Origin of the sequence: Streptomyces flavotricini (assembly GCF_020639365.1) — a bacterium.
Classification (GTDB): Bacteria; Actinomycetota; Actinomycetes; order Streptomycetales; family Streptomycetaceae; genus Streptomyces; species Streptomyces flavotricini.
The window spans coordinates 2,842,506-2,857,006 of sequence record NZ_JAINUL010000001.1 but is presented as its reverse complement, the minus strand read 5'-3'; the positions used below and the strand labels follow the sequence as shown (position 1 = coordinate 2,857,006).

The 14,501-nt window shown below is 65.2% G+C and carries 3 protein-coding genes, 1 tRNA gene and 3 rRNA genes; 6 read left to right on the top strand and 1 reads right to left on the bottom strand.

Annotated features, from left to right (window positions below; translation table 11 throughout):
* The first annotated feature begins 239 nt into the window (after nucleotides 1-239).
* The 5 genes from K7B10_RS12590 (at nucleotide 240) to K7B10_RS12570 (ending at nucleotide 6,107) form a co-directional block, all read left to right on the top strand.
* A 16S ribosomal RNA gene (locus K7B10_RS12590) occupies nucleotides 240-1,764 on the top strand.
* 282 nt (nucleotides 1,765-2,046) lie between these two features.
* Nucleotides 2,047-5,170 (top strand): 23S ribosomal RNA (locus K7B10_RS12585).
* A 4-nt stretch (nucleotides 5,171-5,174) separates the two neighbouring features.
* Nucleotides 5,175-5,294, top strand: a 5S ribosomal RNA gene (rrf, locus tag K7B10_RS12580).
* Together the 16S, 23S and 5S rRNA genes with 1 tRNA gene alongside form the textbook arrangement of a ribosomal RNA operon.
* A gap of 5 nt (nucleotides 5,295-5,299) precedes the next feature.
* Nucleotides 5,300-5,375, top strand: a tRNA-Thr gene (locus tag K7B10_RS12575).
* A gap of 129 nt (nucleotides 5,376-5,504) precedes the next feature.
* Nucleotides 5,505-6,107 (top strand): HdeD family acid-resistance protein, encoded by a 603-nt coding sequence (locus tag K7B10_RS12570; RefSeq protein WP_229336181.1) that lies wholly within the window; start codon nucleotides 5,505-5,507, stop codon nucleotides 6,105-6,107.
* On the opposite strand, the gene K7B10_RS12565 is transcribed toward K7B10_RS12570, so the two are convergent.
* The gene (locus tag K7B10_RS12565; RefSeq protein ID WP_229336180.1) at nucleotides 6,104-8,689 is read right to left on the bottom strand and encodes a SpoIIE family protein phosphatase; all 2,586 of its coding nucleotides are present in this window, start codon (nucleotides 8,687-8,689) and stop codon (nucleotides 6,104-6,106) included. The two genes, K7B10_RS12570 and K7B10_RS12565, sit on opposite strands and share 4 nt — an antisense overlap.
* 168 nt (nucleotides 8,690-8,857) lie before the next feature.
* On the opposite strand from K7B10_RS12565, the gene K7B10_RS12560 reads away from it, so the two are divergent.
* Nucleotides 8,858-14,392, top strand: a complete 5,535-nt coding sequence (locus K7B10_RS12560; RefSeq protein ID WP_229336179.1) for a HAMP domain-containing hybrid sensor histidine kinase/response regulator — start codon at nucleotides 8,858-8,860, stop codon at nucleotides 14,390-14,392.
* The last annotated feature ends 109 nt before the right edge of the window (nucleotides 14,393-14,501 follow it).

Below are 14,501 nucleotides of genomic sequence, written 5' to 3'. Positions count from 1 at the left end.
GAGGGTGAGTACAAAGGAAGCGTCCGTTCCTTGAGAACTCAACAGCGTGCCAAAAATCAACGCCAGAAGTTGATACCCCGTCCACTTCGGTGGATGAGGTTCCTTTGAAAAAGACCTGTGAGGTCGCCTTCGGGTGATGCTTGCAGGCAATTACACAGCGAGGACGCAGTGGTCAGTCGGTCATATTCCGACATGACTGACCCGCTCAACGTGTGTGTGCACCGGATTACCGGTAAACATTCATGGAGAGTTTGATCCTGGCTCAGGACGAACGCTGGCGGCGTGCTTAACACATGCAAGTCGAACGATGAAGCCCTTCGGGGTGGATTAGTGGCGAACGGGTGAGTAACACGTGGGCAATCTGCCCTTCACTCTGGGACAAGCCCTGGAAACGGGGTCTAATACCGGATAATACTCCTGCCTGCATGGGCGGGGGTTGAAAGCTCCGGCGGTGAAGGATGAGCCCGCGGCCTATCAGCTTGTTGGTGGGGTAATGGCCCACCAAGGCGACGACGGGTAGCCGGCCTGAGAGGGCGACCGGCCACACTGGGACTGAGACACGGCCCAGACTCCTACGGGAGGCAGCAGTGGGGAATATTGCACAATGGGCGAAAGCCTGATGCAGCGACGCCGCGTGAGGGATGACGGCCTTCGGGTTGTAAACCTCTTTCAGCAGGGAAGAAGCGAAAGTGACGGTACCTGCAGAAGAAGCGCCGGCTAACTACGTGCCAGCAGCCGCGGTAATACGTAGGGCGCAAGCGTTGTCCGGAATTATTGGGCGTAAAGAGCTCGTAGGCGGCTTGTCACGTCGGATGTGAAAGCCCGAGGCTTAACCTCGGGTCTGCATTCGATACGGGCTAGCTAGAGTGTGGTAGGGGAGATCGGAATTCCTGGTGTAGCGGTGAAATGCGCAGATATCAGGAGGAACACCGGTGGCGAAGGCGGATCTCTGGGCCATTACTGACGCTGAGGAGCGAAAGCGTGGGGAGCGAACAGGATTAGATACCCTGGTAGTCCACGCCGTAAACGTTGGGAACTAGGTGTTGGCGACATTCCACGTCGTCGGTGCCGCAGCTAACGCATTAAGTTCCCCGCCTGGGGAGTACGGCCGCAAGGCTAAAACTCAAAGGAATTGACGGGGGCCCGCACAAGCGGCGGAGCATGTGGCTTAATTCGACGCAACGCGAAGAACCTTACCAAGGCTTGACATATACCGGAAAGCATTAGAGATAGTGCCCCCCTTGTGGTCGGTATACAGGTGGTGCATGGCTGTCGTCAGCTCGTGTCGTGAGATGTTGGGTTAAGTCCCGCAACGAGCGCAACCCTTGTCCTGTGTTGCCAGCATGCCCTTCGGGGTGATGGGGACTCACAGGAGACCGCCGGGGTCAACTCGGAGGAAGGTGGGGACGACGTCAAGTCATCATGCCCCTTATGTCTTGGGCTGCACACGTGCTACAATGGCCGGTACAATGAGCTGCGATACCGTGAGGTGGAGCGAATCTCAAAAAGCCGGTCTCAGTTCGGATTGGGGTCTGCAACTCGACCCCATGAAGTCGGAGTCGCTAGTAATCGCAGATCAGCATTGCTGCGGTGAATACGTTCCCGGGCCTTGTACACACCGCCCGTCACGTCACGAAAGTCGGTAACACCCGAAGCCGGTGGCCCAACCCGTAAGGGAGGGAGCTGTCGAAGGTGGGACTGGCGATTGGGACGAAGTCGTAACAAGGTAGCCGTACCGGAAGGTGCGGCTGGATCACCTCCTTTCTAAGGAGCACAGTACCGATTGCAGACAAACGTTCTGCACGGTCAGCTCATGGGTGGAACGTTGATTAGTTGGCACGGTTTCCAAAACCCTCTGTAAGTACTGCTTCGGCGTGGAACACAGTGAGGTGGAGGGGATCGTGCTTGGCACGTTGTTGGGTCCTGAAGGTACGGCCGTAAGGTCATGTCTTCAGTGCCGGCCCCAGTGAACTTGATTCCTTGTGGATCAGGGTGATGGGTGGCTGGTCGTTGTTTGAGAACTACACAGTGGACGCGAGCATCTGTGGCCAAGTTTTTAAGGGCGCACGGTGGATGCCTTGGCACCAGGAACCGATGAAGGACGTGAGAGGCCGCGATAGGCCCCGGGGAGCTGCCAACTGAGCTTTGATCCGGGGGTGTCCGAATGGGGAAACCCGGCAGTCGTCATGGGCTGTCACCCACTGCTGAACACATAGGCAGTGTGGAGGGAACGAGGGGAAGTGAAACATCTCAGTACCCTCAGGAAGAGAAAACAACCGTGATTCCGGGAGTAGTGGCGAGCGAAACCGGATGAGGCCAAACCGTATGCGTGTGATACCCGGCAGGGGTTGCGCATGCGGGGTTGTGGGAATGAGCTTGATCGGTCTGCCGGCCGGTCGGCGAGTCAGAAACCGTTGATGTAGTCGAAGGACATGCGAAAGGTCCGGCGTAGAGGGTAAGACCCCCGTAGACGAAACATCAGCGGCTTGCTTGCTCATCTCCCAAGTAGCACGGGGCCCGAGAAATCCCGTGTGAATCTGGCGGGACCACCCGCTAAGCCTAAATATTCCCTGGTGACCGATAGCGGATAGTACCGTGAGGGAATGGTGAAAAGTACCGCGGGAGCGGAGTGAAATAGTACCTGAAACCGTGTGCCTACAAGCCGTGGGAGCGTCGCTCATTGGGTTTACCCAATGGGTCGTGACTGCGTGCCTTTTGAAGAATGAGCCTGCGAGTTAGCGGTGTGTAGCGAGGTTAACCCGTGTGGGGAAGCCGTAGCGAAAGCGAGTCCGAATAGGGCGATTGAGTTGCACGCTCTAGACCCGAAGCGGAGTGATCTAGCCATGGGCAGGTTGAAGCGGAGGTAAGACTTCGTGGAGGACCGAACCCACCAGGGTTGAAAACCTGGGGGATGACCTGTGGTTAGGGGTGAAAGGCCAATCAAACTCCGTGATAGCTGGTTCTCCCCGAAATGCATTTAGGTGCAGCGTCGTGTGTTTCTTGCCGGAGGTAGAGCACTGGATAGGCGATGGGCCCTACCGGGTTACTGACCTTAGCCAAACTCCGAATGCCGGTAAGTGAGAGCACGGCAGTGAGACTGTGGGGGATAAGCTCCATGGTCGAGAGGGAAACAGCCCAGAGCATCGACTAAGGCCCCTAAGCGTACGCTAAGTGGGAAAGGATGTGGAGTCGCAGAGACAACCAGGAGGTTGGCTTAGAAGCAGCCACCCTTGAAAGAGTGCGTAATAGCTCACTGGTCAAGTGATTCCGCGCCGACAATGTAGCGGGGCTCAAGCGTACCGCCGAAGTCGTGTCATTGCAGCAATAGGGCCAACGCCCGCTGTGATGGGTAGGGGAGCGTCGTGTGCCGGGTGAAGCAGCAGCGGAAGCTAGTTGTGGACGGTTCACGAGTGAGAATGCAGGCATGAGTAGCGATACACACGTGAGAAACGTGTGCGCCGATTGACTAAGGGTTCCTGGGTCAAGCTGATCTGCCCAGGGTAAGTCGGGACCTAAGGCGAGGCCGACAGGCGTAGTCGATGGACAACCGGTTGATATTCCGGTACCCGCTTTGAAACGCCCAATATCGAATCAGGCGATGCTAAGTCCGTGAAGCCGTTCCGGACCCTTCGGGGAAAGGAAAGTGGTGGAGCCGACGAACCAGACTTGTAGTAGGTAAGCGATGGGGTGACGCAGGAAGGTAGTCCAGCCCGGGCGGTGGTTGTCCCGGGGTAAGGGTGTAGGCCGAGGGGTAGGCAAATCCGTCCCTCATATAAGGCTGAGACCTGATGCCGAGCCGATTGTGGTGAAGTGGATGATCCTATGCTGTCGAGAAAAGCCTCTAGCGAGTTTCATGGCGGCCCGTACCCTAAACCGACTCAGGTGGTCAGGTAGAGAATACCGAGGCGTTCGGGTGAACTATGGTTAAGGAACTCGGCAAAATGCCCCCGTAACTTCGGGAGAAGGGGGGCCATCACTGGTGAAGGAACTTGCTTCCTGAGCTGGGGGTGGCCGCAGAGACCAGCGAGAAGCGACTGTTTACTAAAAACACAGGTCCGTGCGAAGCCGTAAGGCGATGTATACGGACTGACGCCTGCCCGGTGCTGGAACGTTAAGGGGACCGGTTAGTGCACTTTCGGGTGTGCGAAGCTGAGAACTTAAGCGCCAGTAAACGGCGGTGGTAACTATAACCATCCTAAGGTAGCGAAATTCCTTGTCGGGTAAGTTCCGACCTGCACGAATGGCGTAACGACTTCTCGACTGTCTCAACCATAGGCCCGGTGAAATTGCACTACGAGTAAAGATGCTCGTTTCGCGCAGCAGGACGGAAAGACCCCGGGACCTTTACTACAGTTTGATATTGGTGTTCGGTTCGGCTTGTGTAGGATAGGTGGGAGACTTTGAAACCCCAACGCCAGTTGGGGTGGAGTCGCCGTTGAAATACCACTCTGGTCGTGCTGGATGTCTAACCTCGGTCCGTGATCCGGATCAGGGACAGTGTCTGATGGGTAGTTTAACTGGGGCGGTTGCCTCCCAAAGGGTAACGGAGGCGCCCAAAGGTTCCCTCAGCCTGGTTGGCAATCAGGTGTTGAGTGTAAGTGCACAAGGGAGCTTGACTGTGAGACCGACGGGTCGAGCAGGGACGAAAGTCGGGACTAGTGATCCGGCGGTGGCTTGTGGAAGCGCCGTCGCTCAACGGATAAAAGGTACCCCGGGGATAACAGGCTGATCTTCCCCAAGAGTCCATATCGACGGGATGGTTTGGCACCTCGATGTCGGCTCGTCGCATCCTGGGGCTGGAGTCGGTCCCAAGGGTTGGGCTGTTCGCCCATTAAAGCGGTACGCGAGCTGGGTTTAGAACGTCGTGAGACAGTTCGGTCCCTATCCGCTGTGCGCGTAGGAATATTGAGAAGGGCTGTCCCTAGTACGAGAGGACCGGGACGGACGAACCTCTGGTGTGCCAGTTGTCCTGCCAAGGGCATGGCTGGTTGGCTACGTTCGGGAGGGATAACCGCTGAAAGCATCTAAGCGGGAAGCCTGCTTCAAGATGAGTATTCCCACCTCCTTGAGAGGGTAAGGCTCCCAGTAGACGACTGGGTTGATAGGCCAGATGTGGAAGCCCGGTAACGGGTGGAGCTGACTGGTACTAATAGGCCGAGGGCTTGTCCTCAGTTGCTCGCGTCCACTGTGTTAGTTCTGAAACGCCCGGTTACATTCCGAACCCGGAAGCTAAGCCTTTCAGCGCCGATGGTACTGCAGGGGGGACCCTGTGGGAGAGTAGGACGCCGCCGAACAACCCGCCCTTTTAGCTCAGTCGGTAGAGCGTCTCCATGGTAAGGAGAAGGTCAAAGGTTCGATTCCGTTAAAGGGCTCCAAAGAAAAGGCCCCCGCCTCATGGCGGGGGCCTTTTTGCGTTTCCGGGAGTCGACCCCTGCGCCGGACGGGCGGGCCGCACCACACCTCCCTAAACTGGGCGGGAAGGGGGTGGAACCCTGGGAGGCGTGATGACCGTTCCGTTCGACGCGGCACCGAAGCACCCGCAGAGCGACCCCGAAGACGTCCTCAAGCAGGTCGGAGGCACCTGGCACTGGGCACTCGGCTTCGCCCTCGCGACCCTGATCCCCGGCATCCTGGTACTCGTCTGGCCCGACGAAACGCTGCACATCCTGGCCATCATCATCGGTCTGCAGCTGCTTGTGGTGGGTGTCTTCCGCTTCGTCTCCGCCTTCTCGCACAGCAACGACGGCGGCAGCAGACTGGCGGGCATCCTGGTCGCCATGCTGGCGCTCCTGGCCGGCGTCCTGGTGCTGCGGCATCCGATGCAGACCATCGGCGCACTGTCCCTGATCCTCGGGGTGTTCTGGTTGCTGACCGGCGTGCTCACGGCCTACACCGCGATCGCCGACCGCGCACTCGTGCACCGGGGCCTGCTCTTCGGCCTGGGCGCACTCGGTACCGTCGCCGGAATCGTCGTGCTCTGCTTCCCGGTGGATTCCGCGGTCGCGCTGACCCGGCTGCTCGGGCTCTGGCTCGTCCTGCTGGGCGTGTTCGAAGTGGTGATGGCCTTCGCGCTGCGCTCCGCCACCCGCCACATGAAGTCCGGCTAGTCGCCCATGCGCTGCTCGGGAACGCGGAAGGCCAGGATGGCCATGTCGTCCGAGGCGGGTTCGGCCGCGAAGCGTTCCACCGCCCGCAGGACGCGGGCGGCGACCGCGCCGGCGGTGAGACCCGTACAGGTGGTGAGGACCTCGGTGAGGCCGTCGTCGCCCAGCATGCGCGTGCCCTCGCGGCGCTCCGTCACGCCGTCCGTGACACAGAGCAGCACGTCGCCCGGGTCCAGCGTGAGGGTCTGCTCGTAGAGGTCGAGATCGTCGATCACGCCGAGCAGGGGCTGCGGGTCCGCGGCAGGGGTGACCCGACCGTCCGGGCGCAGGCGCAGCGGCAGCGGGTGGCCGGCGCAGACGACCTTCATCAGGGCGCCGCCGTCCGGCTGCGGGTGGAGCTCCCCGTAGAGGAGGGTCAGGAAGCGGCTGCGGGCGCCCTCGTCGAGGATGGCCGCGTTGAGCCGCTCCAGTACGGCCGGGCCGCCGAGACCCTCGCGGGCCAGCAGGCGCAGCGCGTGCCGGGCGAGGCCGGTGACGGCGGCCGCCTCGGGGCCCGTACCGCAGACGTCGCCGATGGCGAAGCCGTACGCGCCGTCGCGGATCGGGAAGACGTCGTAGAAGTCGCCGCCCACCTCGTTGCCCTCGCCGGCCGCGCGGTAGATGACCTCGACCTCCATGCCGGGGATCGCGGGGGAGCCGGGCGGGAGCAGGCTGCGCTGCAGGGAGCGGCTGATCGCCGTGCGCTCCGAGTACAGGCGGGCGTTGTCGAGGGCGAGGGCGGCCCGGCGGGAGAGGTCCTCCGCGAGTTCGAGGATCTCCTGGCGGAAGTGCTCCTCGGAGGGCTTGCCGAGGGTCAGCATGCCGATCACGCGGTTGCGGGCCAGCAGCGGGAGGACGACGGTCTCCCCGCCGACCGCCTGGGCCGTCGCCGGCCAGGGGCGGGCGCCGGCTTCGCGGACCGGCTCGGGCGGGCTGACGCGGGAGAGCAGGGCCTTCAGGCCGTCGATGCGCTCCTCGTCCTCGTGCAGGACGTACGAGAGGTACGGATCCGAGGACTGGTCGGCGATCGTGTACACGGCACACCAGGTGGCCAGGGTCGGGACGGTCATCTGGGCCATCAGGGCCAGGGTCTGGTCCCGGTCGAGGGTGCCGGCCAGCAGGTCGGAGGCCTCGACGAGGAAGGACAGGGAGCCGCGGCGCAGTCGCTCCAGCTCGCCGAGGCGGGCGGATTCGACGGCGAGGGCGATGCGGTCGGCGGCGAACTGGAGGCGCAGTGCCTCTGCGTTGGAGTAACGGCCGGGGTTCTCGGCGGCGACACCGAGCGAGCCGGTGAGCCGGCCCTCGACCTTGAGCGGGACGGTGATCACCGAGCGCATGCCGGTGGCCTCCAGGAGCGGGACGGCCCCGGGGACGGCGGCAAGGTCGTCGTGGACGGCGGGCATGCGGGCGGAGCCGTACCGGTTGGTGCCGGCCTCGACGGGGACGCGGGCGAAGCGCTGGCGGGTGGAGGGGAGCCCGGTCGTGGCGCGGACCTCGAGCTCCGTCTCGTCGTCGGTGGCCAGCAGCAGGAACGCGGAGTCGGCGTCGAGCATGTCGCGGGCGCGTTCGACGGTGCGCTGGAGGAGTCCGTCGAGGTCGTCGGGGGCGGGGGAGCCGATGAAGACCTCGAAGGGGTCCGCGGGGCGGGGCTCGGTGAGCTGGAGGCTGTCGGTGGAGGCCACCCGTACGGGAGTCTGGAGCAGTGCCCGCTCGTCGTCGTGGACCAGGAGGCAGACGATCGAGGGCTCGCCGTGCGCATCGCGGACCCGCAGGTGGGAGGCGTACACGGGGATCACGCGGCCGTCGGCGCCGCGGATTCCGTAACTGCCCTCCCAGCGGGAGAGGCGAAGGGCCTCGGCGATGCCGGTGCCGGTGCCGGGGGTCTGGGGCCAGGCCGCGAGCTCCGCGAGGGGGCGGCCCAGGACCTTCTCGGCGGGGTAGCCGAAGACGTGCTCGGCGTCCCCGTTCCAGGCGGAGATCGAGTCGGAGGCGTCGATCTGGAGGACGGCGACCCGCACCCGGCTGTCCGCGAGGGGCAGGAGGCGGTCCGGGACGACCGGTCCCGCTGATCGGGTACCGACCGGACGGTCCGGGAGGTCGAGCCGGAACCACACGTGCTTGTGGGTGGCCGTGTACTCGACTCCCCAGCGGGTGGCGAGGGCGGCGCAGAGCATCAGCCCGCGGCCGTTCTCCCGGTCGGGGTCGGCGTAGGGGCGCTCGCCCGGGTGCTGGAGAGGAAGCTCACGTTCCGGGTATCGATCGGCGATCTCTACCCGTACCCCGTCCCCGGAGCGCAGGCACAGCACCTCGGCCTTGGTGCCGGCGTGGACCACGGCGTTGGTGACGAGCTCGCTGGTGAGCACCACGGCGTCGTCGACGATGTCCGCGAAGCCCCATCCCTGCAGGGTGTCGCGGACGAACGCCCGGGCCGCGGCGACCGAGCGCCCGAGGGGGTCGAAGCTGGCAGCCGCCCGAGCCGTGATCACGAATCTCCTTCGACGCGGTTGGACATCGGGTGCCAGGTTACTTACCTTCACGGTCGGCATGGTGCCGTCGTCCGGTATTCCACTCGCAGGGTGCGGCCGGTGTGCGATGGTGCCGAAGTGTTATGGCCGGGTTCGGCCGGGGTGAAACACTGGGCAGGATCGGATAGCCGGGCGTGCGACTCGCCGGGTGTCGGTGGAACAGCGGTCGACCCTTTCGGGAGGGACACGGTGGAGTCTGGCGCAGCGGTGCGGCGTACGGGAACGCGCCCGAAGGGCGGGAGGTCCCGCCGGGGCGGCACGACGGAAGTCGATACCGCGGCCCTGAACCGGCTGCTCACGGCCCTGGTGTCGATGCGGGACGGGAACTTCCGCAAGCGGCTGACGGTGTCCGGCGACGGTGTGATGGCGGAGATCGCCGCCGTCTACAACGAGGTCGCCGACCGGAACCTCCATCTGACGGGAGAGCTCTCCCGGGTGCGGCGGATGGTGGGCCGCGAGGGCAAGCTGAGCGAACGGCTGGAAACAGGCGCCTGCGAGGGCTCCTGGGCGGCCGCGATCGATGCCTCGAACCAGCTGGTGGACGATCTTGCCCGGCCGGTGTCCGAGGTGGGCCGGGTGCTGTCGGCGGTCGCCGAGGGTGATCTGGACCAGCGGATGGACCTGCGGACGCAGGCCGCGGACGGGGCCGGGCATCCGCTGCGCGGTGAGTTCCTGAAGGTCGGGCGTACGGTCAACAACCTGGTCGACCAGCTGTCCGCGTTCACCGACGAGGTGACGCGGGTCGCGCTGGAGGTGGGTACCGAGGGCAAGCTCGGCGGTCAGGCCCAGGTACGCGGAATGTCAGGTTCTTGGAAGGATCTGACCGACTCCGTCAACACGATGGCGTACCGGCTCACCGCTCAGGTGCGTGACATCGCTCTCGTCACGACGGCGGTCGCGAAGGGCGATCTGTCGCGCAAGGTCACGGTGCACGTGGCCGGCGAGATGCTGCAGCTGAAGAACACCGTGAACACGATGGTGGACCAGCTGTCCTCGTTCTCCTCCGAGGTGACGCGGGTCGCCCGCGAGGTGGGTACGGAAGGTGAGCTCGGCGGCCAGGCGAAGGTGCCCGGGGTCGCGGGTGTGTGGAAGGACCTGACCGACTCCGTCAACACCATGGCGGGCAACCTGACGGCCCAGGTGCGCGGGATCGCGCAGGTCACGACGGCTGTGGCCAATGGCGACCTGTCGCAGAAGGTACGGGTCAGCGCGCGCGGCGAGGTCGCACAGCTGGCCGAAACGATCAATCAGATGACGGAGACGCTGCGCACCTTCGCGGACGAGGTCACCCGCGTGGCCAGCGAGGTCGGGGCTAAGGGCCTGCTCGGCGGTCAGGCGCAGGTGCCGGGTGCGGCGGGTACGTGGAAGGACCTCACCGATTCGGTGAACACGGTCTTCCGCAACCTGACCACGCAGGTGCGGGACATCGCGCAGGTGACGACGGCGGTGGCCAACGGCGACCTGTCGCAGAAGGTCACCGTGGACGTGGCCGGCGAGATGCTGGAGCTGAAGAACACCGTCAACACGATGGTGGACCAGCTCCAGTCCTTCGGCGCCGAAGTGACGCGAGTGGCCCGTGAGGTCGGCGTCGAGGGTGAGCTGGGCGGTCAGGCGCAGGTGCCGGGTGCGGCGGGTACGTGGAAGGACCTCACCGATTCGGTGAACACCGCCTTCCGCAACCTGACCGGCCAGGTGCGCAACATCGCGCAGGTGACGACGGCTGTGGCCAACGGCGACCTGTCGCAGAAGGTCACCGTGGACGTCTCGGGCGAGATGCTGCAGCTGAAGAACACCGTCAACACGATGGTGGACCAGCTGTCCTCGTTCGCCGATCAGGTCACGCGGATGGCCCGGGACGTGGGCACGGAGGGCCGCCTGGGCGGCCAGGCGCGGGTCGAGGGGGTCTCGGGCACCTGGAAGGAGCTCACCGACTCCGTCAACTTCATGGCCGGCAACCTGACCTCCCAGGTGCGGCAGATCGCGCAGGTGACCACGGCGGTGGCCCGCGGCGACCTCTCCCAGAAGATCGACGTGGACGCGCGCGGCGAGATCCTGGAGCTGAAGAACACCATCAACACGATGGTCGACCAGCTCTCGGCGTTCGCCGAGCAGGTGACGCGGGTGGCCCGGGACGTGGGTACGGAGGGCCGGCTCGGCGGGCAGGCGCAGGTGCCCGGGGTGGCCGGCGTGTGGCGCGACCTCACGGACTCCGTGAACGGCATGGCCGGGAACCTGACCTCGCAGGTGCGCAACATCGCGCAGGTCGCGACGGCGGTGGCCCGCGGCGACCTCTCGCAGAAGATCGACGTGGACGCGCGCGGCGAGATCCTGGAGCTGAAGAACACCCTCAACACGATGGTGGACCAGCTCTCGAACTTCGCGGAGCAGGTGACCCGCGTCGCGCGCGAGGTGGGCACCGAGGGGATCCTGGGCGGCCAGGCGGAGGTGAAGGGGGTCTCCGGCACCTGGAAGGACCTCACGCAGTCCGTCAACTTCATGGCGAACAACCTGACCTCGCAGGTGCGCAACATCGCCGAGGTGACGACGGCCGTCGCGATGGGCGACCTCTCCAAGAAGATCACCGTCGACGCGAAGGGCGAGATCCTCGAGCTCGTCACCACCGTGAACACGATGGTGGACCAGCTGTCCTCGTTCGCGGAGCAGGTGACGCGGGTCGCCCGTGAGGTGGGTACCGAGGGCATCCTGGGCGGCCAGGCGCGGGTGCGCGGGGTGACCGGCATCTGGAAGGACCTCAGCGACAACGTCAACCTGATGGCCAACAACCTGACCTCGCAGGTGCGCAACATCTCGCAGGTCTCGGCGGCGGTCGCCAACGGCGATCTGACCAAGACGGTCACGGTCGAGGCGCGCGGCGAGGTCGCGCAGCTCGCCGACACCGTGAACACGATGGTGAAGACCCTGTCCTCCTTCGCGGACGAGGTCACGCGCGTGGCCCGCGAGGTGGGTACGGAGGGCCGCCTCGGCGGCCAGGCGCACGTGCCGGGTGTGTCGGGTACGTGGAAGGACCTCACCGATTCGGTGAACTTCATGGCCTCCAACCTCACCGGCCAGGTGCGGCAGATCGCCATGGTCACGACCGCCATCGCCAAGGGCGACATGACCAAGAAGATCGACATCGACGCCCGGGGCGAGATCCTGGAGCTGAAGACGACGATCAACACGATGGTCGACCAGCTGTCCTCGTTCGCCGACCAGGTCACGCGAGTGGCGCGCGAGGTGGGCACCGAGGGCATCCTGGGCGGCCAGGCGCGGGTCCGGGACGTGGACGGCACCTGGCGCGACCTCACGGAGTCCGTGAACGAGATGGCCGGGAACCTGACCCGGCAGGTGCGCGCGATCGCTGCCGTGGCCACCGCGGTGACCCGCGGAGACCTCAACCTGAAGATCGACGTGGACGCGGCGGGCGAGATCCAGGTCCTCCAGGACAACATCAACACGATGATCGCGAACCTGCGCGACACCACCTTGGCCAACAAGGAGCAGGACTGGCTGAAGGGCAACCTCGCCCGGATCTCCGCCCTGATGCAGGGCCGCCGCGAACTGGACGACGTGGCTTCGCTGATCATGAGCGAGCTGACCCCGGTGGTCTCGGCCCAGCACGGGGCGTTCTTCCTGGCGCTGCCCTCGGGCGGCACCACGGAGATCGGGACCGACGGCGGTCCGGACGGTTCGTACGAGCTGCGGATGCGCGGGAGTTACGCGTACGCGGGCGGGGCCGTGCCCACCTCCTTCCGGCCGGGGGAGGGGCTGATCGGGACCGTCGCCGAGGAGAAGCGGACGATCCTCGTCGAGAACACCCCGCCCGGCTACCTGAAGATCTCCTCCGGCCTCGGGGAGGCTCCGCCGGCGCACGTGATCGTGCTGCCGGTGCTGTTCGAGGGGAAGGTGCTCGGCGTCATCGAGCTGGCCTCCTTCCAGCCCTTCACGCAGATCCAGAAGGACTTCCTGAGCCAGATCGCCGAGATGATCGGTACGAGCGTCAACACCATCAGCGTCAACTCCAAGACGGAGATGCTGCTCAAGCAGTCGCAGGAGATGACCGAGCAGCTGCGCGAGCGCTCCGACGAGCTGGAGAACCGGCAGAAGGCGCTGCAGGCCGCCAATGCCGAGCTGGAGGAGAAGGCGGAGCTGCTGGCCCAGCAGAACCGGGACATCGAGGTGAAGAACACCGAGATCGAGGAGGCCCGGCAGGTCCTGGAGGAGCGCGCCGAGCAGCTCGCGGTGTCGATGCGCTACAAGTCCGAGTTCCTGGCGAACATGTCGCACGAGCTGCGGACGCCGCTCAACTCGCTGCTGATCCTGGCCAAGTTGCTCGCGGACAACGCGGACGGGAACCTGTCGCCGAAGCAGGTGGAGTTCGCCGAGACCATCCACGGGGCGGGCTCGGACCTGCTCCAGCTGATCAACGACATCCTCGACCTGTCGAAGGTCGAGGCCGGGAAGATGGACGTCTCGCCGACGCGGATCGCGCTCGTGCAGCTCGTGGACTACGTGGAGGCCACCTTCCGGCCGCTGACCGCGGAGAAGGGCCTGGACTTCTCGGTGCGGGTCTCCCCGGAGCTGCCCGCGACCCTGCACACGGACGAGCAGCGGCTGCTCCAGGTGCTGCGCAACCTGCTGTCGAACGCGGTGAAGTTCACCGACACCGGCGCGGTGGAGCTGGTGATCCGGCCCGCCGGGGCGGACGTGCCGACGGCGATCCGCGAGCAGCTGCTGGAGGCCGGTTCGCTGCGGGAGGCGGACGCGGACCTGATCGCCTTCTCGGTGACGGACACCGGGATCGGGATCGCGGCGAGCAAGATGCTGGTGATCTTCGAGGCGTTCAAGCAGGCCGACGGGACGACCAGCAGGAAGTACGGCGGCACGGGGCTCGGGCTGTCCATCAGCCGGGAGATCGCCCGGCTGCTGGGCGGGGAGATCCACGCGGCGAGCGAGCCCGGCCGCGGCTCCACGTTCACGCTGTACCTGCCGCTGCACCCGAGCGAGCTGCCGCCGCAGGGGTACGCGCCGCCCACGCCCGGCGGCGGACGCGGCGAGGTGTACCGCAGGCAGGTCGACGGGGCGCGGCCCGCGCTGCCGGCGACCCCCGCGGCGCCGGTCTCCGCGGCGCAGCCGCAGCATGCGCAGCAGGTGCGGCCCGCGCTGCCGGCCGCCGAACCGGCCGGCCAGGGGCAGGGCGGCGCCGCGCTGTTCCGGCGGCGGCGCAAGGCGCTGAGCGACCTGGAGCCGCGTACGGCGGTGCCGGGGCAGCCGAACGCGCAGGGGACCGAGGACGGTTGGGTCAATCCGGAGGAGGAGCTTCCGGTGCTGCCCAGGTCGTACGACTTCCACGGTGAGAAGGTGCTCATCGTGGACGACGACGTGCGCAACGTGTTCGCGCTGACCAGCGTGCTGGAGCAGCACGGACTCGCGGTGCTGTACGCGGAGAACGGCCGGGAGGGCATCGAAGTCCTGGAGCAGCACGACGATGTGACGGTCGTACTGATGGACATCATGATGCCGGAGATGGACGGGTACGCGACGACTTCGGCGATCCGGCGGATGCCGCAGTTCGCCGGGCTGCCGATCATCGCGCTGACGGCGAAGGCGATGAAGGGGGACCGGGAGAAGGCGATCGACTCCGGTGCTTCCGACTACGTCACCAAGCCGGTCGACCCGGACTATCTGCTGTCGGTGATGGAACAGTGGATGCGCGGCAAGTGATCAACGGGCGAGCACTCTGATACCAATTGCTGACTGACTGTGGCGAAAGCGGTGTGAAAGGGCGGGAGGCGGGGAACCTTCTGCTCCCCCACACCGTTTCTGCTTCGTG